At 70.4% G+C, this 18,264-nt stretch carries 17 protein-coding genes; 10 read left to right on the top strand and 7 right to left on the bottom strand.

The window, feature by feature from the left end; all coding sequences use genetic code 11:
* A partial coding sequence (gene sucB / locus GWK61_RS23560) for a 2-oxoglutarate dehydrogenase, E2 component, dihydrolipoamide succinyltransferase (protein WP_194911380.1) occupies positions 1–1,548 on the top strand: 1,548 nt, incomplete at its 5' end.
* A 108-nt stretch (positions 1,549–1,656) separates the two neighbouring features.
* Here the strand turns inward: sucB and rpsD are convergent.
* On the bottom strand, positions 1,657–2,271 hold the full coding sequence (gene rpsD, locus GWK61_RS23555; protein ID WP_194911378.1) for a 30S ribosomal protein S4: 615 nt from the start codon (positions 2,269–2,271) through the stop codon (positions 1,657–1,659).
* A gap of 123 nt (positions 2,272–2,394) precedes the next feature.
* Here rpsD and GWK61_RS23550 point away from each other — a divergent pair, with 123 nt between their 5' ends.
* The gene (locus GWK61_RS23550; protein WP_194911376.1) at positions 2,395–3,297 is read left to right on the top strand and encodes a TIGR01777 family oxidoreductase; all 903 of its coding nucleotides are present in this window, start codon (positions 2,395–2,397) and stop codon (positions 3,295–3,297) included.
* Positions 3,298–3,506: 209 nt separating this feature from the next.
* Positions 3,507–4,808 carry an NAD(P)/FAD-dependent oxidoreductase gene (locus GWK61_RS23545; protein ID WP_194911374.1) on the top strand — a complete coding sequence of 434 codons (1,302 nt, stop codon included), beginning with the start codon at positions 3,507–3,509 and terminating at the stop codon, positions 4,806–4,808.
* Between the two features lie 43 nt (positions 4,809–4,851).
* Here the strand turns inward: GWK61_RS23545 and GWK61_RS23540 are convergent, their stop codons facing one another.
* Positions 4,852–5,484, bottom strand: coding sequence for an NAD(P)-dependent oxidoreductase (locus GWK61_RS23540; protein WP_194911372.1), 633 nt, complete (start codon positions 5,482–5,484; stop codon positions 4,852–4,854).
* An 86-nt stretch (positions 5,485–5,570) separates the two neighbouring features.
* On the opposite strand from GWK61_RS23540, the gene GWK61_RS23535 reads away from it, so the two are divergent.
* Positions 5,571–5,930, top strand: coding sequence for a winged helix-turn-helix transcriptional regulator (locus GWK61_RS23535; RefSeq protein ID WP_194911386.1), 360 nt, complete (start codon positions 5,571–5,573; stop codon positions 5,928–5,930).
* Between the two features lie 110 nt (positions 5,931–6,040).
* Here GWK61_RS23535 and GWK61_RS23530 read toward each other — a convergent pair whose 3' ends face one another.
* The gene (locus GWK61_RS23530) at positions 6,041–7,360 is read right to left on the bottom strand and encodes an FAD-binding oxidoreductase (RefSeq protein WP_194911370.1); all 1,320 of its coding nucleotides are present in this window, start codon (positions 7,358–7,360) and stop codon (positions 6,041–6,043) included.
* Positions 7,361–7,420: 60 nt separating this feature from the next.
* On the bottom strand, positions 7,421–8,326 hold the full coding sequence (locus tag GWK61_RS23525) for an NAD-dependent epimerase/dehydratase family protein (RefSeq protein ID WP_194911368.1): 906 nt from the start codon (positions 8,324–8,326) through the stop codon (positions 7,421–7,423).
* 138 nt (positions 8,327–8,464) lie between these two features.
* On the opposite strand from GWK61_RS23525, the gene GWK61_RS23520 reads away from it, so the two are divergent.
* A complete protein-coding gene (locus GWK61_RS23520) occupies positions 8,465–9,223 on the top strand; it encodes a TetR/AcrR family transcriptional regulator (protein WP_194911367.1) in 759 nt (252 codons plus the stop codon).
* 60 nt (positions 9,224–9,283) lie between these two features.
* On the opposite strand, the gene GWK61_RS23515 is transcribed toward GWK61_RS23520, so the two are convergent.
* Positions 9,284–10,222, bottom strand: coding sequence for a phosphotransferase family protein (locus GWK61_RS23515; RefSeq protein ID WP_194911365.1), 939 nt, complete (start codon positions 10,220–10,222; stop codon positions 9,284–9,286).
* Positions 10,223–10,285: 63 nt separating this feature from the next.
* On the opposite strand from GWK61_RS23515, the gene GWK61_RS23510 reads away from it, so the two are divergent.
* From GWK61_RS23510 to GWK61_RS23500, 3 genes are all read left to right on the top strand, one after another.
* A complete protein-coding gene (locus tag GWK61_RS23510) occupies positions 10,286–10,744 on the top strand; it encodes a MarR family winged helix-turn-helix transcriptional regulator (protein ID WP_194911363.1) in 459 nt (152 codons plus the stop codon).
* 111 nt (positions 10,745–10,855) lie between these two features.
* The gene (locus GWK61_RS23505) at positions 10,856–11,485 is read left to right on the top strand and encodes a GTP cyclohydrolase II (protein WP_194911361.1); all 630 of its coding nucleotides are present in this window, start codon (positions 10,856–10,858) and stop codon (positions 11,483–11,485) included.
* A 26-nt stretch (positions 11,486–11,511) separates the two neighbouring features.
* The gene (locus tag GWK61_RS23500) at positions 11,512–12,312 is read left to right on the top strand and encodes a dioxygenase family protein (RefSeq protein ID WP_194911360.1); all 801 of its coding nucleotides are present in this window, start codon (positions 11,512–11,514) and stop codon (positions 12,310–12,312) included.
* A gap of 211 nt (positions 12,313–12,523) precedes the next feature.
* On the opposite strand, the gene GWK61_RS23495 is transcribed toward GWK61_RS23500, so the two are convergent.
* Positions 12,524–15,514: a vitamin B12-dependent ribonucleotide reductase gene (locus GWK61_RS23495; RefSeq protein WP_194911358.1), complete on the bottom strand. Its 2,991-nt coding sequence runs from the start codon at positions 15,512–15,514 to the stop codon at positions 12,524–12,526.
* 155 nt (positions 15,515–15,669) lie between these two features.
* On the bottom strand, positions 15,670–16,125 hold the full coding sequence (gene nrdR, locus GWK61_RS23490) for a transcriptional regulator NrdR (RefSeq protein ID WP_194911356.1): 456 nt from the start codon (positions 16,123–16,125) through the stop codon (positions 15,670–15,672).
* A 513-nt stretch (positions 16,126–16,638) separates the two neighbouring features.
* Between nrdR and lexA the strand changes: the two genes are divergently transcribed.
* Positions 16,639–17,346 carry a transcriptional repressor LexA gene (gene lexA, locus GWK61_RS23485; RefSeq protein ID WP_438939781.1) on the top strand — a complete coding sequence of 236 codons (708 nt, stop codon included), beginning with the start codon at positions 16,639–16,641 and terminating at the stop codon, positions 17,344–17,346.
* A gap of 140 nt (positions 17,347–17,486) precedes the next feature.
* On the top strand, positions 17,487–18,251 hold the full coding sequence (locus GWK61_RS23480) for a hypothetical protein (RefSeq protein WP_194911352.1): 765 nt from the start codon (positions 17,487–17,489) through the stop codon (positions 18,249–18,251).
* Positions 18,252–18,264 lie beyond the last annotated feature (13 nt).

Raw genomic sequence — 18,264 nt, 5'->3', positions numbered from 1 at the left:
GCTCCGGCCCCCGCCGCCCCGGCTGCTCCGGCAGCCCCGGCCGGCGGCGCCGCCGCCGGCACCCCGGTGTTCCTGCCGGCGATGGGCGAGTCGGTCACCGAGGCGACCGTCACGCGCTGGCTGAAGGCGGTCGGCGACACGGTCGCGGTGGACGAGCCGCTGCTGGAGGTCTCGACGGACAAGGTCGACACCGAGGTGCCCTCGCCGGTGGCCGGCGTCCTGCTGGCGATCAACGTCGCCGAGGACGAGACCATCGACATCGGCGCGCAGCTCGCCGTGGTCGGCGCCCCGGGTGCCGCTCCGGCCGCCGCTGCTCCGGCCCCGGTCGCGCCGCCCGCGCCGGCTCCGGCCCCGGTCACCCCGCCGGTCGCTCCCCCGGCGCCCGCGCCGCTGCCGGCCACGCCGCCGGTCGCGCCGCCGGCTCCGGCTCCGGTCGCCCCGGCACCCGCTGTGGCCGCCGCGCCGTCGTTCACCGCGACCGCTCCGGCCCCGGCTCCCGCCGCCCAGGCGCCCGCTCCGGCCCCGGCCGGCGAGTTCCGCCCCGGCACCCCGGCGGTCGTCGCGCAGGCCACCACCGCCGCGCGCATCGACGCCCCCGGCGCCGGCTCCGAGCCGGCCGCGGCCTACGTCACCCCGCTGGTCCGCAAGCTGGCCGCCGAGCACGGCGTGGACCTGGCGAGCGTCACCGGCACCGGTGTCGGCGGCCGCATCCGCAAGCAGGACGTGATCGACGCGGCCAAGGCCAAGCCGGCTCCCGCCGCGGCGCCTGCTGCCTCGGCCTCGGCTTCGGCCCCGGCTGCCAAGGCCCCGGTCACCCCGAGCCCGCTGCGCGGCCGCACCGAGAAGCTGACCCGGATGCGCGCGCTGATCGCCAAGCGCATGCTCGAGTCGCTGCAGACCTCGGCGCAGCTGACCACCGTGGTCGAGGTGGACGTCACCAACGTCGCCCGCCTGCGGGCCCGCGCCAAGACCGAGTTCGAGGCGCGCGAGGGCGTGAAGCTGTCGTTCATGCCGTTCTTCGCGCTGTCCGCGATCGAGGCGCTCAAGCAGCACCCGAACGTGAACGCGGTCATCGACACCGAGGCCGGCACGGTCACGTACCACGACTACGAGAACCTGGCCATCGCGGTGGACAGCGAGAAGGGCCTGATGACCCCGGTCATCAAGAACGCCGGCGACCTGAACCTGGCGGGCCTGGCCCGCGGGATCGCGGACCTGGCCGAGCGGACCCGGACCAACAAGGTCCTGCCCGACGAGCTGGCCGGCGGCACGTTCACGCTGACCAACACCGGCAGCCGCGGCGCGCTGTTCGACACCCCGATCCTGAACCAGCCGCAGGTCGGCATCCTGGGCACCGGCGCGGTCGTGAAGCGCCCGGCGGTCATCAACGACCCCGACCTCGGCGAGGTCATCGCGGTGCGCTCGATGGTGTACCTGGCGCTGACCTACGACCACCGGCTGGTGGACGGCGCCGACGCGGCCCGCTTCCTGGTCACGATCAAGGAGCGGCTGGAAGAGGGCAAGTTCGAGGCCGACCTCGGGCTGTAGCGCTCACGAGCTCGCAAAACTGCCCCGGTCCGTCGGACCGGGGCAGTTTTGCGTCGTCGATACTTTCCTTCGAGCCATGGACCTCCCGTAGCCGCCGTCCCGCGCCGCTCAGCGCGAGTAGAACTCGACCAGCAACTGCTCGTCGAACGGGACCGGCACCTCGGCCCGCTTCGGCTCGCGGGTCAGCGTCACCGCGAGCTCGTCCCGGCGCACGTCCAGGTAGGCGGCGCTCCGCTCGTCGGCATACTGGCCGGCCGCGGCGGCCTGGAACGCCGGCATCAGCCGCGACTTCGCCCGCACCGCGACCACCTGGCCGGGCCGCACGGCGTAGGAGGGGATGTCCACCTTCGCGCCGTCCACGGTCACGTGGCCGTGGTTCACGAACTGGCGCGCCGCGTAGATCGACGGTGCGAGGCCGGCCCGCAGCACGACCGTGGCCAGCCGCGACTCCAGGGCGGCGATGACGTTCTCGCCGGCCCGCCCGGAGCGCCGGCGGTTCTTGTCGAACAGGGTCCGGAGCTGCCGCTCGGACAGGTCGTAGTACCAGCGGATCTTCTGCTTCTCGGCCAGCTGGCGGCCGTAGTCGCTCTGCTTCCCGGCGCGCGGGCCGGCCGCGTGCTGCCCCGGGGGCAGCGGACGGCGCACCATCACGCGCTCGGCCTTGGCCGTCAGCGGCACCCCGGCCCGGCGGGACCGGCGCACCTTGGGGCCTGTGTACCTCATGAACCACCTTCTCTGTCGTCTCGCCTGCTTCCGTCGTCCTGCACGGAACTTAGGTTAGCCTAACTTAACTTCGAGACGACCCTCCTCCCGGGATGGCGAGGATCACAGGTCTATGCTGCTGATATGCGGATCGCCATCACCGGCTCCACGGGAATGATCGGCACGGCGCTGTCCGCCGCGCTCACCGAAGACGGCCACGAGATCGTCCGCCTGGTCCGGCACACGCACCCGGACGAGGCCGCCGGAGAACGCCACTGGTCGCCCTTCGGCGACCCGGACCCGAAGCCGTACGAGGGCTGCGACGTCGTGGTGCACCTGGCTGGCGCGGGCCTCGGCGACAAGCGCTGGTCGGCCGCCTACAAGCGGGAGATCACCGAGAGCCGCGTCCACGGCACCGACACGCTGGCCCGCTCGCTGGCCCTGCTGTCCGACAAGCCGAAGGCCCTGCTGTCCGCGTCAGCGATCGGCTTCTACGGCGACACGGGCACCGCGCCGGTCACCGAGGAGTCCCCGGGCTCCGAGGACTTCCTGGGGGCGCTGTGCCGGGACTGGGAGGCCGCCACCAAGCCCGCAGAGGACGCCGGGATCCCGGTGGCACACCTGCGCAACGGCGTGGTCCTGGGCGGCTCGGGCGGCGCGCTGGCCCGGATGCTGCCGTTCTTCAAGGCCGGGATCGGCGGCCCGATCAACAGCGGCCGACAGTACTTCTCGTTCATCGGGATGGCGGACTACCTGGCCGTGGTGAAGCACATCATGACCCTGACAGTGGACGGGACCATGACCGGGGCGGTGAACGTCACCGGTCCGCTGCCGGTCACCAACCGCGCCTTCACCAAGGCGCTCGGCCACGTGCTGCACCGCCCGACGGTCATGCCGGTGCCGGGGTTCGCGCTGCGGGTGCTGTTCGGGCAGATGGCGAACGAGCTCACCGGCAGCCAGCGGGTGCTGCCGGCCCGGCTCACCGACTCCGGGTTCGCGTTCGAAACCCCGGATCCGCGCTCCGCTCTCGCTGCCGCGATGGGCTAAATCAGTTCCCTTAAATGCGTGACGGTCCGAACACGCTGAGTTCTCGAATGCTGAGACAGCAGGCGTTTCGCAAGAGTACGCCACCGGCGCAGGGGTAGGCGTTCCTCCACAAACGCCGACGCTCGGCCGGCTTCGCCGTGCCCAGCGCAAGCCGCGCGGGCTCACAAGGCGCGCCGGGGAGATCGGCTCTAGAGGGTGGAGGGGCTCCTGTGACAGTGCGAAGTCCGAGCCACCGGCATCACTCGGACGCGGACGTGATCGTCGTCGGCGCCGGAGTGGCCGGATTGCACGCAGCGGGACGGCTGCACGAGGCGGGTTTGGACGTCCTGGTCGTCGAGGCATCCGACCGGGTGGGGGGCAGGGCCGGGACCGAGCGGGTCTCCGGGTTCGTCGTCGACAAGGGGTTCCACCTGGTGAACTCCGTCGAGCACGGCGAGAACGCGAAGCTGGAGCTGGGGTGTTTCGCGCCCGGCGTGGACCTGCAGCTGGACGGCAAGCGCATCCGCTACGGCGACCGCGCCGGCAGCGACGGCGCGGTGAGCGCGGGCACGGTCCTGCGCACCCCGCTGGGCTCGCCGGCCGAGCGCCGCCGGCAGTCCGGCTGGCTGCTGCGGGTGGCGCAGAGCCGCCCGGAGACGATCCTGGCCGGCCCGGAGCGTTCGGCGGCGGAGCTGGTCGCCGAGGTGGGACTGTCGCGGCGGGTCGTGGACGGCTTCCTGCGGCCGTATCTGGAGGCGTTCGCCGCCGAGCCCGATCCGGGGATGTCGGTGTCGGGCCGGGCGATGGAGCTGGCACTGCGGCAGCTGGTGCGCGGCCGGTGGTGCCTGCCGTCGCAGGGGATAGCGGCGATACCGCAGCGGCTGGCCGAGCGGCTGCCGGCCGGGGCGGTGCGGCTGGAGACCGAGGTCCTGATGGTGTACGCGAACGGCGTGGTCACCTCCGACGAGGTGCTGCGCAGTTCGGCGGTGGTGGTGGCGACGGACCCGGCGACGGCGGTGGAGCTGCTGCCGGGGCTGCACGAACCACAGCTGCGGTCGGTGACCACCTTCCACCACGCGACCGTGCTGCCGCCGCCGCGCTCGGAACCGGCGGTCCTGGTCGACGCCGACCCGCGCTCGCCGGTGGCGCGCACGGCGGCGGTCAGCCAGGCCGCGCCGGGCCGGAGCCCGGACGGCCGGACGCTGGTCTCCACGAACGTGGTCGGGCACACCGGGACCCGCACCTCCGACCTCGAAGGGGAGGTGCGGGCCCGGCTCAGCGAGCTGTACGAGGCCGCCGACGACCGGTGGGAGTGCGTGGCGGTGCACCACTTCCCGTACGCGGTGCCGGCGATGACCTCGCCGCACAACTTCCGGCGGCCGGTGCGGCTGATCCACGGCCTGTACGTCTGCGGGGACCATCGGGGAACCGCCGGGATCGACGGGGCGATGGAGTCGGGACAGCGCGCCGCGCGGTCCGTGTTGGCTGATCTCGGGGTTTCCTTTCGAGCCGGGGAGCTGGTGACCGCCTGAGATATAGACGGTCGGTCCGGCCATGCGATCCGGCGGCGGCTTGTCAGGCCACGGCGACCATCTCGCGCGAGCGGGTCGGCGCCGTGGCCTCGTCGACGAGCGCCAGGGCCAGGTCGGCGTAGGCGAACTTGTCGGCGCCGGGGATGGCTTCGACACCGCCGAGCCGGTAGGCACCGGTGCCGGGGCCCTCGTCGAGGAACACCAGCGGCGGGGCGAGGACCACCCAGTCCAGGTCCGAGTCCCGCAGCAACGGGAGCTGCGCGGCGTGGTTGCGGGAGAAGGCGCGGGCTTCCTCGGGAAGCCCGTCGCTGTCGTAAGCCGGCACGCCCGGCGCCACTTCGAGGGCGCCGCCGATGCCGACCGCGACCAGCCGCTGGACTCCGGCTATGCCGAGTCCTTCGACCAGCGCCCGGGCGGCGGCTACAAAGTGCCCCTCGTCCATCGCTGCGGCGGTATTTACTGCGACGTCGTGGCCCTTCGCGAGGGCGGCGACGCTCGCGGCGTCGGTGACGTCGCCGGGGACGACGGTCACGCCGGTCACGCCATCCGCCGCGAGGTCCCGGTACTTGGCCGGGTCGCGCACGACGGCCGTGACCGTGTGCCCGCGCCGTGCCGCCTCGGCCACCGTGGGCCGTCCGGCGCGACCGCCGGCTCCGAAAACGATGATGTTCGCCATGTCCGCGACGGTAGGACCGGTCGCCCCAGTCACTGCAACGTAACTAGGCTCGACCTGTGGATGAGCGTGCTGCCCTGAGCCCGGAGATGTTCGACACCGCTTGCCCCTCGGCCGAGTCCCCGTTCCGGATCGCCGACAAATGGGGAGGCATGGTCGTGCTCTGTCTGGAGGCGGGGCCGCGCCGCTTCACGGAGCTGCGGGTGCCGCTGCGGCGGGTCGCGCCGAAGGTGCTCACCGAGACGCTGCGCTCGCTGGAACGCGACGGGTTCATCACGCGCACGGTGTTCGACGAGAACCCGCCGCATGTGGAGTACGCGCTCACGCCGCTCGGGCGCAGCCTGCTGCCGGCGATCGAGGCGTGTCGCGAGTGGGGGTTCGCGAACCTGGAGAACATGCGCGAGGCGCGGGATCGGTACGACGGGACAGGCGGCCCGGAAGCCGCCTGAGACCGCCTGAGACCGCCTGAGACCGCCTGAGGCGTGCCGTCGGCCAGCGCGGCGCCGGGCCGAGCAGCCCGGAGCCGGCCGACTCCCCCCGCCTACTCCGCCTACTCCGCCTACTCCCCCACCGGGAAGTTCGCCACGAACCGCCCCTGCGGGTCCCACGTCTTCTTCACCGTGCGCAGCCGCTCCGCCTCGGCGGCCGACACCGTGTCGGCGAAGGTGTCCGTCGGTCCCAGGAACGTCGCCAGCTTCCCGCCGGTCACCGCGTCGCCGAGGGCCGCGACCAGCTCCGCCTGCTTGGCCGCCACGGCGGCGCCGCCTTCCGGCGTGATCGCCAGGCCCAGCAGGTAGAGCAGGTACTCCTCCGCGACCGGGCCGCGCGGGCCGGGGCGGGCCCCGGCCAGCGCGCCGCCGAGGTGCCGCACCTGGACCACCAGCAGCGGCGCGACCGGCTCGGCCAGCAGCGCCGCGATCTCGTCGGCGTCGAAGCGGCCGAGCAGCTCGCTGCGCGACACGCTCGGGGCCGGGTCGACCGGGTCGTTGGTGATGGCGGCGATCTCCTCGAACGGCAGCGCCTTCCACTCCCCCGACAGGACGCCGTCGATGGCGTCGAAGGGCTTCAGCAGGGCGCGTCCGTCGCTCTCCGAGCCCAGATACGACACCGTCACCGCCACCATCGCCGGGGCACCGCCCGGGAACTGCGCCCGCGAGATCCACAGGCTCAGCTCCTCCGGCGCCGTCGCCGTGACCGTGCGGAAGGCGGCGAACAGCTCGGCTGCGCGGGCGTCCGGCCAGAACGTCGTGCCGCCGAACAGCTCACTCTCTTCGTGCAGCCGGACGGTCAGCGCGGTCACGATCGCGAAGTCCCCGCCACCGCCGGCCAGCGCGTGGAACAGGTCGGGGTTCTCGGTCGCGTTGGCCTTCTTGCGCTCCCCCGAGGCGTCCACGACCTCGAACTCGATCACGTGGTCCGAGGACATGCCGTACTTGCGGGCGAAGAACCCGACGCCGCCGCCGAGCGTGTATCCGGCCACGGACACGGTCGGCGAGCTACCGGGCTTGGCGACTAGGCCGTGCGCGGCCGCCGCGGTGTTGACCGCGCCGGACTTCACTCCGGCGCCGATCCGCGCGGTGCGCGCCTCCGGATCCACGCTCAGCTCGTCCAGGCGGCCGGTGCGCAGCAGGATCGCGCCGGCCGCCGTGCCGGAGGCGCCGTGGCCGGTGGGCTGCACCGCGATCGGCAGCCCGGCCTGGTCCGCGTACCGGACCAGGGCGGCGACGTCGTCGGCGTCGGCGGCCGTCACCACCGCGCGCACGTCCTGGGCGACAGCCAGGTTCCAGGGCTTGTGCGCGGCGTCGAAGGCGTCCTCGCCGGGCAGCAGGACCTCGCCGCGGACGGCGTCGCGCAGGGACAACAGGGAGGGCTCGGACATGGCACCCGTTCCGTTCGGTCGTAGTGGTGATCGTCTCCCAAGGTACTGATCACCACTGACTTACGCGGCGGGGATCGTCCGCAGCACCTCGTCGATCGGCGTCGGCGCCAGGCCGAAGGTCTTCTCGGTCAGGGTGCTGTCGAGGACGAAGGGCTTCGCGAACTGGTAGCGCGTGGCCCGCAGCTCCTTCGACATCTTGTCGAACAGGCCCGCACCCCACAGGACCGCGTACGGCAGCTGGGTCAGCTTCGCCGGCTTCAGGCCGCGGGCGGTGACGTAGTGGTCGGACAGCTCGCGCACGGTCAGCGGCGCGGTGGTCGGCGTCAGCCAGGCCCGGCCCCAGGCCCGCTCGTCGCCGGAGACCACGGCCAGCAGGCGCGCCACGTCGGCGATCGCGGTCCAGCTGTGCTTCACGTTCAGCGGCGCGGGCACGTAGGCGCGCTTGCCGTTCTCCAGCGGCTTGGCCAGCAGGTAGGACAGGATCGAGTTGGCCTCGATGTAGTCGCTGGCCCGGACCTCGGTCATCCGGATCCGGCCGGCCTGGTGCAGCGCGAGGGCGTCGCGGTACATGTCGGCGCGCAGCTTCAGCTTCGGGTGGGTCGCGGCCAGCGGGGTGTCCGGGCCGATCGGGCCGGTCACCGGGCCGTAGCCGTAGAGGTTGTTGGCGACGGTGAGCACCGCGCCGCTGCGCTCGGCGGCGGTCAGCAGGGCCGCGGCCAGCGGCGGCCAGTCGCTGAACCACTGGTGGTAGGCCGGGCTCGCGCAGTTGTAGAGCGCCGCTGCGCCCTCGGCCAGCGCGCTGAGCCGGTCGGCGTCGGTGGCGTCGGTGGCCACCCGCTCGATGTTCGCGTGCTCCGGGCCGGAGCCGCTGCGCGTCACCACGCGCACCTGCTCGCCGCGCTCGGCCAGCACCTTCGCGGTGGCCGTGCCGACCGGTCCCGCGCCCACGATGACGTGCAGTGCCATGATGTCCAGCTCCTCTTCGCCGCAGTGCGGCGTGCGATGCTTCCCTTTGAGAGCAGTGCTCTCTGTTGCCCTCACTGTGCGCTAGAGCAACGCACTCTGTCAAGAGCAGTGCTCTCGCCTGTGTGCAATACTCTCGGTATGAACGCCGCAAAGGATTCGGGCTCCGCGCGGACCCCTGCGAAGACCCCGGCACCGTCCATCCGTGCCCGGGTCCGCGCGGAGATGATCAGCGAGATCAAGAAGGTCGCGCTGGACCACCTGACCCGCGACGGGGCGGCGCTGTCGCTGCGCGCCGTCGCCAGGGACATGGGGATGGTCTCGTCGGCCGTCTACCGCTACTTCCCCAGCCGCGACGAGTTACTGACCGCGCTGATCATCGACGCGTACACCTCCCTCGGCGAGGCCGTGGAGAAGGCCGACGGGGACGTGGACCGGCGGGACGCGTACCTGTCACGGTGGTTCGCGGTCTGCCACACCATCCGCCGCTGGGCCATAGCCAGGCCGGCGGAGTACGCGCTCATCTACGGCAGCCCGATCCCCGGCTACCTGGCGCCGGACGAGACCATCGAGCCGGGGTCGTGGGCCGTGGTGGCGATGGCGCGGTGCGTCGCGGAAGCCGAGGCTGCCGGGAAGCTCGACAGTCCTGAGAGAACCGGAGTGTTCCCCGCCACAGAGGACGCCGCTTATGCGGAGGAACTCCGTGCCGTCGCGGTCGGCATGGGGTTCAACGAGGATTCGCATGTCATTGAGCGTGTCTTGAGCGCTGTAACGCAGGTCTTCGGTGCGGTGAACTTCGAAGTGTTCGGACGACTGAACAGGGTGTTCTCGGAGCGGGGCGAGTGGTTCGACCGGCAGGTGCGGGAGTTGGCGGTGGGGATGGGATTGGTGCCGCGGTGATTGAGCCCCCGTTGAGGTTCGGTCCGAAGTGATCAGTCTGCAGTGATCAATCGGCAGTGATCAGCCGGCGGCGATGAGGACGCGTATCTCCTCGGCGATGGGGTCCAGCTTGTCCTGGGCGCCGATGCCGCAGAAGAAGTCCCAGAGCTCGAAGCTGTGGATCAGCTGGAACAGACGGAACCTGCGCTCCCATTCGACCGGGACCTCGCCGTAGCCCTCGAAGAGTCCGTCGAGCTTCGTGCGGTTGTCGCCGATGGAGTAGCTGTGGGTCTTGGAGAGGTCCGCTATGGGATCCCCGGCCATGGCGTTCTCCACGTCGATCAGGCCGCTGAGGACCGGTCCGTCGGGGGTCTGCGTGACTATGACGTTCCCCTCGTGGAAGTCGTTGTGGAGAAGTACCGGACCTCTACAGAGGGAGAACAGCTCTGCGCGCTCGCTGACGTACTTGTGCGCGGCCTCATAGAGTTCTCGATCGCCGGTGGTGTCCAGAAAGCTCTGTGAGACGCGCTTAAGCGTTGCCTGCATCTGGGCTTGGTTGGTCGGCTGGGGATCGAGGATTTCCGTGGTGAGGTATCCGTAGGCCTCCTGTCCGATCGTGTGGATCTGCGCCAGGAGTGCTCCCATCTGGCGATAGACGTCCTTGAGTTCGGGCTCAGGGAGGGTGTCGGTGATCGCAGCGACTGTGGTCCCGGGCAGTTTGCCCATCAGCAAGTACGGCAGGCCGAGAAGTCCGTTCGGGCCGGCTCCTCCGAGGAGCTTCGGCAGCAGCTCTATAGCGTTCTCGCGCAGGAGACGGTAGACGCCGATCTCTTTAAGGAGTTTCCATCCGTCGTCTTTTCCGTAGACCTTCACTACTGCGTTCTGTAGAGGGTCTGCGCAGACGATCTCATAGGCGCCGGTCTCGATGCCGCCGTCCATCCGCTCCACGGCAAGGACCCGCGCACCGGGGACCGCTTCCCGCATCATCTCAGCAGCCTGTTCCCGGGTCAGCTCAGCCACCGGGCCACCGTAGTGACGGTCCGTGATGGATCTCAACGGATTTTCGCTCGTTACAATCACGGCATGGGTGACGAACCGCGGTGGCTGTCCGAACAGGAGATGAAGGCCTGGACGGGCTTCTTGGCCGCGACCGCTCTGGTGGAGCGGCGAGTCGATCACCAGCTGCGGGAGGACGCCGGGCTGTCGCACACCCAGTACGAGATCCTGGTGCGGCTCTCCGCCTCCCCTGAGGGTTCTCTGCGCATGACCGAGCTCGCCGAGGCGCTGCTGAACTCCAAGAGCGGGCTGACGTACCAGATGACGCAGCTGGAGAAGGCCGGGCTGACCGAGCGGCGGTCGTGCCCGACGGACGTGCGCGGGGTCTTCGCCGTCCTCACGGAGGCCGGACGCCGGAAGCTGGAGCAGGCGGCGCCCGGGCACGTGGCGGTGGTGCGTGAGGCACTGATCGACGTGTTGACCCCCGAGCAGCTCACAGTGCTCGCGGACGGTCTCGGCGAGGTCTCCCGGCGGCTGCGGGAATAGCCCCGGTGCGGGTGGGGTTTGTTCAAATTCGAACGCCGGTCTAAGGTCGGCGCAGCAGGTTGTTCGAATTGGAACAGCTCTGGACCAGCTCGTCACGGAGGGACCCGTGCCATGAACGAGACACCCGAGGCCACCATCCGCACCCGCGTGCGCGTGCCGCTGCGGTTCGGAGACGGCTACAGCGTGGACGCGGAGCTGGTGACGTTCCACGGCCTGGTCGACGGCGGGGAGCACCTGGCCATCGTGCTCGGCGAACCCGGCCGCACGCCGCTGGTGCGGATGCACTCGGAGTGCCTGACCGGGGACGTGTTCGGCTCGGCGCGCTGCGACTGCGGACCGCAGTTACGCGAGTCCGTCGAGCGCATCGCCGAGGCCGGCGGCTACCTGCTCTACCTGCGGCAGGAGGGGCGCGGCATAGGGCTGTACAACAAGCTCGACGCGTACGCGCTGCAGGACGCGGGGCTGGACACGTACCAGGCCAACGTCGCCCTGGGGCTGCCGGAGGACGCGCGGGACTACACCGTCGCCGCGCAGATGCTGACGGCGCTCGGCGTGGACAGCGTGCACCTGCTGTCGAACAATCCGGACAAGGAGGCGCAGCTGGCGGGGCTGGACGTGACGGTCGCCGAGCGCGTGCCGACCGGTGCGCACGCCACCGCCCAGAACCTGCGCTACCTGCGGGCCAAGGTCGAGCACACGCGGCACAGCATCGTGCTGGACGACGTGCTGTCCGTGGCCTGAGACGCGCCGCACACCCAGGAGATGCCATGAGCACCGAGACGAGCACACCCTCTGCATCCCCCGACCGGATGCCCGCCATCTACCTCAGCCACGGCGCGCCCCCACTGGCCGACGACCCACAGTGGCCGGGCCAGCTCGCAGCCTGGTCGGCGGACCTCCCGAAGCCGAAGGCCGTCCTGATGGTCTCGGCGCACTGGGAGGAGGCACCCCTGGCCCTCGGCGCCACCACGACGATCCCCCTGGTCTACGACTTCTGGGGCTTCCCGCAGCACTACTACGAGGTCCAGTACCGCGCGCCGGGCGCGCCGGCACTAGCCGAGTCCGTCCGCAAGCTGCTGCACGCCCCGGGCCTGGAGGTGCAGGACGAGCCGACGCGCGGCCTCGACCACGGCGCCTACGTCCCACTGGTGGAGATGTACCCGGAGGCGGACGTCCCGGTGCTCCAGGTCTCGATGCCGAGCCTGGAGCCGGAGCAACTGATGGCCATCGGCCGCCGCCTGGCCCCGCTGCGCGACGAGGGCGTACTGATCGTCGGCAGCGGCTTCTTCACCCACAACCTGCGAGCCCTGAGCCAAGAAGGCAAGGTCCACTCGGTGATGTCGGAGTTCGACGACTGGGGCAAGCGCGCCCTCGACGCCGGCGACGTCGACGCCCTCCTGGACTTCGAGAACAAGGCCCCGGCCGGCAAGCTGGCGCACCCCCGCACGGAGCACTTCGCGCCCCTGTTCGTGACGCTGGGGGCGGCCGAGGCGGAGTTGGGGTCGCAGCGGACGGTTATCGACGGGTTCTGGATGGGGTTGGCCAAGCGGTCGGTGCAGGTGGGGTGACCGCTCCCCCGCGATCACTGGCACAAAGCGACTCGGGAGCCGGTTCTTGACCGGCTCCCGAGTCGCATAGAACGCATCGAACGCTCGGCCTTCCAGGGCCGGGCGTTCGGCGTTCCGGCTGCCTGTCGCAGCCGGAACGCTCTACAGACCTGCGGCCCCGGAGCCCGAAGGCATCCGAGGCCGCAGCATCACATCAGGCTACCGAGCAGACTCAGCTGCACCCGCTGGTAGACCCACACCCCTCGCACACGTAGCAGCTCCCCGAAGGCCGCATCTTCGTCCCGCACGTCAGGCACAGGGGGGCGTCGGCGGCGTAGCCGAGCTTCGCCTCCAGCAGTTCGGTGGAGGAGCCGATGCTCTGCGGCATCGGGATGGGGGCCGGGTCGGTGCTCTTCTTTGCCGGGGCGGCCGGTTCGGTCCGATGCTCTATCGGCGCGGACTGGGCGAGGGTTTCGTGGTCGAGCTGCTCGTCCTCGTCCGGGAGGTAGCTGCCGGTCTCCAGTTGGCGCTGGCGCTCCTCGTTCGTGTAGATGCCGTAGGCGGCCCGGGTGTCGAAGTCCAGGTGGTCCAGGGCCAGGCGGCGGAAGATGTAGTCGATGATCGACTGGGCCATGCGGACGTCCGGGTCGTCGGTCATGCCGGCCGGTTCGAAGCGCATGTTGGTGAACTTCGCGACGTACGTCTCCAGGGGGACCCCGTACTGCAGGCCCACCGAGATGGCGATCGAGAAGGCGTCCATCATGCCCGCCAGGGTCGAGCCCTGCTTCGACATCTTCAGGAAGACCTCGCCGAGGTCGCCGTCCTCGTAGGAGTTGGCCGTCATGTAGCCTTCGGCGCCGCCGACCGAGAACGAGCTCGTGATGCCGCGGCGGTTCTTGCCCAGGCGCTTGCGGACCGGCTGCGCGTACAGGGTCGCGGCGGCCGGGGCGACGGCGCTGGTGGCGACGGCGGCGGCCGAAGCGGCCGGTGCCGAAGCCGCGGCGGCAGCGGCCACAGCCGCCTTCTGCCCCTTCGCGTCCTGCAGCGGCTGGCCCACCTTGCAGTTGTTCCGGTAGATCGCCAGCGCCTTCAGGCCCAGCTTCCAGCCCTCGAAGTAGATCTCCTCGACGTCCTCGACCGTGGCCTCCTCGGGCATGTTCACGGTCTTGGAGATGGCCCCGGACAGGAACGGCTGGATCGCCGCCATCATCCGGACGTGCCCCATCGGCGCGATCGAGCGCTCGCCCATCGCGCAGTCGAAGACCGAGTAGTGCTCCGGCTTCAGCCCGGGCGCGTCCACCACGTGGCCGTGCTCGCCGATGTACTCGACGACCGCCTCGATCTGCTCCTGCTGGTAGCCCAGGCGCTTCAGGGCGCGCGGGACGGTGTTGTTCACGATCTGCATCGAGCCGCCGCCGACCAGCTTCTTGAACTTCACCAGCGCCAGGTCCGGCTCCACGCCGGTGGTGTCGACGTCCATCATGAAGCCGATGGTGCCGGTCGGCGCCAGCAGCGAGGCCTGCGCGTTGCGCCAGCCGTTGGTCGCGCCGATCTCCAGACCGCGCTTCCATTCGGTGCGCGAGAGCTCCAGGATGTCCTCGTCGAAGCTCTCGTACGGCTGGTAGGCGTCGGCCGCGTCGGAGTGCTTCCTCATCACGGCCGCGTGCGGCTTGGCGTTGCGGGCGAAGCCGTTGTACGGCCCGACCACGCCGGCCAGCTCGGCCGAGCGGCGGTAGGCGACGCCGGTCATCAGCGAGGTGATCGCGGCCGCGATGGCCCGGCCGCCCTCGGAGTCGTAGGCGTGGCCGGTGGCCATCAGCAGCGCGCCGAGGTTGGCGTAGCCGATGCCGAGCTGGCGGAAGTCGCGGGTGGTCTGGCCGATCTCCGGGGTCGGGAAGTCCGCGAAGCTGATGGAGATGTCCATCGCGGTGATGATCAGCTCGACCATCTTCACGAAGGTCCCGCTGTCGAAGGTGTCGTCCTCGCGCAGGAACTTCATCAGGTTCAGCGAGGCCAGGTTGCAGGACGAGTTGTCCAGCGACAGGTACTCCGAGCACGGGTTGGACGCGGTGATGCGGCCGGTCTCGGGGTTGGTGTGCCAGGCGTTGATGGTGTCGTCGTACTGCAGGCCCGGGTCCGCGCACTCCCACGCCGCCTGCGCGATGTCGCGGAACAGCTTCTTGGCGTCCAGGGTCTCGATGACCTCGCCGGTCTGCCGGGCGCGGAGGCCGAAGCGCTCGCCGTTCTCCACCGCGGTCAGGAACTCGTCGGTGACGCGGACCGAGTTGTTCGCGTTCTGGTACTGGACGCTGGTGATGTCCTTGCCGCCGAGGTCCATGTCGAACCCGGCGTCGCGCAGCGCGCGGATCTTGTCCTCCTCGCGCGCCTTGGTCTGGACGAACTCCTCGATGTCCGGGTGGTCCACGTCCAGCACGACCATCTTCGCCGCGCGGCGGGTGGCGCCGCCGGACTTGATGGTGCCGGCCGAGGCGTCGGCGCCGCGCATGAAGGAGACCGGGCCGCTGGCGTTGCCGCCGGAGGACAGCAGCTCCTTGGAGGAGCGGATGCGGGACAGGTTCAGGCCGGCGCCGGAGCCGCCCTTGAAGATCAGGCCCTCCTCGCGGTACCAGTTCAGGATCGAGTCCATCGAGTCGTCGACCGCCAGGATGAAGCACGCCGAGACCTGCTGCGGGGACTTGGTGCCGACGTTGAACCAGACCGGGGAGTTGAAGGCGAACATCTGGTGCAGCAGCGCGTAGGCGAGCTCGTGCTCGAAGATCTCCGCGTCCTGCGGGCCGGCGAAGTACCCGTGGTCCTCGCCGCCCTTGCGGTACGTCTTCACGATCCGGTCGATGAGCTGCTTGAGCGACCACTCGCGCACCGGGGTGCCGACGGCGCCGCGGAAGTACTTGGTGGTGACGATGTTCGCCGCGTTCACCGACCAGAACTCGGGGAACTCCACGCCCTTCTGCTCGAAGTTGATCGAGCCGTCGCGCCAGTTGGTCATCACGACGTCGCGGCGCTCCCACACGACCTCGTCGTACGGGTGCACGCCGGGGGCGGTGTGGATCCGCTCGATCAACATTGCCTTACCGCCCTTGGCGGGAGCCTTCGCCTCATGGGAAACACCCGGGGCGGGCACGACCTGCCCGGGCTTCATGGGAGCCTTCCCGTTGCCACGGGCCGACGCCGCACCGCGCGGACCGCTAGCCGTCTCCGTCATACTTCTTCCCTCTCCCGTTCTGGGAAACCATTCCGACGCCCCGTGGCGGTTCGCCGCCTACGGAATTGATCAAGCTTTGGATCGCCGGACCCCACATGGGGGCCCCGCGAAGATTTTCATCATGTGCCCGCCTTCGACGGCGGGCCGTGGGGCCGTCAGGCCCGTTCGCGTTCCGCCCGCAAAAGCAGGATCTCCGCCTCGAAGTCCTCCAGGGACTCGAAGGCCCGGTACACCGACGCGAAGCGGAGGTAGGCGACCTCGTCGAGCTCCCGGAGCGGGCCGAGTATCGCCAGCCCGACCTCATGGGTGGCGATCTCCGCGGAGCCGGCGGCCCGCAGCGCGTCCTCCACCCGCTGGGCGAGCACGGCCAACTGGCCCTCGCTCACCGGACGTCCCTGACAAGCCTTCCGTACGCCACCGACAACTTTGTCCCGGCTGAACGGCTCGGTCGCGCCGGAGCGCTTCACCACCAGGAGCTGAGCGCTCTCCACCGTGGTGAAGCGGCGCCCGCACTCGGGGCACTGGCGGCGGCGGCGGATCGAGGTGCCGTCGTCGGAGCTGCGAGAGTCGACGACCCGGCTGTCGTCGTGCTTGCAGAAGGGACAGTGCACGGTTTCGGCCTCCTTCTCACAGCTGACGCACTCTGGCGCACTCTGACGAACTCTGACGCGCGACGGGATGGCGTCACCCTCCGCTGTGGTCTACTAACCACAACCTGTGGAGCGTTAACGCTATTCCAATCACAAGATGTAGGGGTACGTTAGCCAACCCGCCGCACCGCTCGCAACCCGGATCGGGGTGTCGCGTAAGGGTCGCGCGGGGTTCATGGGACTACTGTTCGCGATCGCCCCAGCTACAAGGGCAAGGCCGGTGCGCTGTTCGAATGTCCAAGATTCTTCACGGTTTCGCCCGACCGGACCAACGCGCCGCGCCCCGTCCGGCGCGAGGTTTGGCGAACAGAGTATGGAAACAGGCCGTTACCTTCCCGCCGGAGCCGCGTTAGACATTCCGTACGCCCGCCCCCTCACGGGTTGTCGAACAGCCGTTCGTCACCATGTGGGTGGCACCCGCTACGGTTGATCCGAGCGAACAAACTTTCACACGACCAGCCACCGCCCAGCTCAATGGCGAAGGAGCCGCAAGCCATGGCCGTCCGGAGTACTACCCCCACCGACACCCGAGAGGCCGCGCATGACGGACATGTGCCGTCCCCGCGCCTGACCGAGCGTCAGACCGCGGTCCTGAACGTGATCCGCGACTCGGTCCGGCGGCGGGGCTACCCGCCGTCGATGCGCGAGATCGGCGAGGCCGTCGGCCTGCAGTCCACCTCCAGCGTCCGGCACCAGCTGGTGACCCTGGAGAGCAAGGGCTTCCTGCACCGCGACGCGAACCGTCCCCGCGCCTACATCGTGCGCGGCGCGGAGGGCGCCCCCCGCAACGGCAGCGCCGCCGAGCCGGAGCCGGCGTACGTCCCGCTGGTCGGCCGGATCGCCGCCGGCGGCCCGATCCTGGCCGAGGAGCGGGTCGAGGAGATGATCCCGATCCCCAAGCAGATGGTCGGCGAGGGCGAGTTCTTCGCCCTGAAGGTGGTCGGCGACTCGATGATCGAGGCCGCGATCTGCGACGGCGACGTGGTCGTCATCCGGCAGCAGAAGCAGGCCGAGAACGGCGAGTTCGTGGCCGCCATGATCGACGGCGAGGCGACCGTCAAGGAACTGAAGAAGGAGGCGAACGCGGTGTGGCTGATGCCGCGCAACGCCGCCTACGAGCCGATCCCGGGCAACGACGCGGTCATCCTGGGCCGGGTCGTGACCGTGCTGCGCCGCCTCTAGACCGGCGCCGCACGGCGTCCGTGCGCCGCCTCGGCGGGTCCCGATTGGGCGGGACCCGCCGAGGCGGCGCAGGTCACGGACTTTCCTCAACGCTTTAGGGTTGTCAGCAACCTGTTCTACAAGTCGCACGTCACCTAGGCATGAATCGACTGAACAGCATTGCACTCCTTGCCGGCGGCGCTCTCGTGGCGGTCGCCGCGACCGGTTGCTCTTCGAGCGCCGCCAAGCCCGCCGCTTCGGGTCCGGCTGCCACCAGTTCCTCTGCCACGTCGGGCGCTCCGAGCACCGTGGCCACTCCGGCGCCGGGCGGCGCCTCCAGCTCCGCCGCCGCGGGCGGCACCACCAGCACTCCGGCCGCCGCGCCGTCGAGCGCGGGCGACAACAGCGGCAACGGAGGCAACAACGGCGGCGGCCCGACCACCGCTCCCGCCGCAGCGCCGGTCAGCCACCCCGCCTGTGCCAACGCCACCGTGAACGTCTCGCTCGCGCCGGCGGTCTCGGGCCAGAAGTCGTCCGTCTTCGTGATCGCCGTGAAGAACACCGGCGCCACCTGCACGCTCGGCCCGATCCCCTACGTGTGGATCACGAAGAGCCCGACCGACGCCTCGGACGAGACCCGGCCGCTCATCCCCGGCGTCGACACCGGCAAGAAGAACGTCATCCTGTCCGGGACGACCCTCTACGCGGCGATCGACCTGCTGCCCGGCGCCCTGGCGACCACGACCGGGAACTACGGCGACCTGGCGGTGACGGCCAACCCGACGCCGGACACCAGCGGCAAGGACGTCCAGGACGTCCCCCTCCCGGCGTCCAGCGCCGAGGGCGGCGCGAAGCTCAGCGTCTATGCCCTGAGCCCGGCCAGCGCCATCGACCAGATCCAGTACGCGACCACTCCGGAGAAGTAGGTCGGCTCAGCCC

This window comes from Catenulispora rubra (assembly GCF_015356825.1).
Taxonomy (GTDB): domain Bacteria; phylum Actinomycetota; class Actinomycetes; order Streptomycetales; family Catenulisporaceae; genus Catenulispora; species Catenulispora rubra.
Note: the sequence above shows the minus strand (reverse complement) of the source record. Positions and strands in the feature narration are given on the sequence as shown.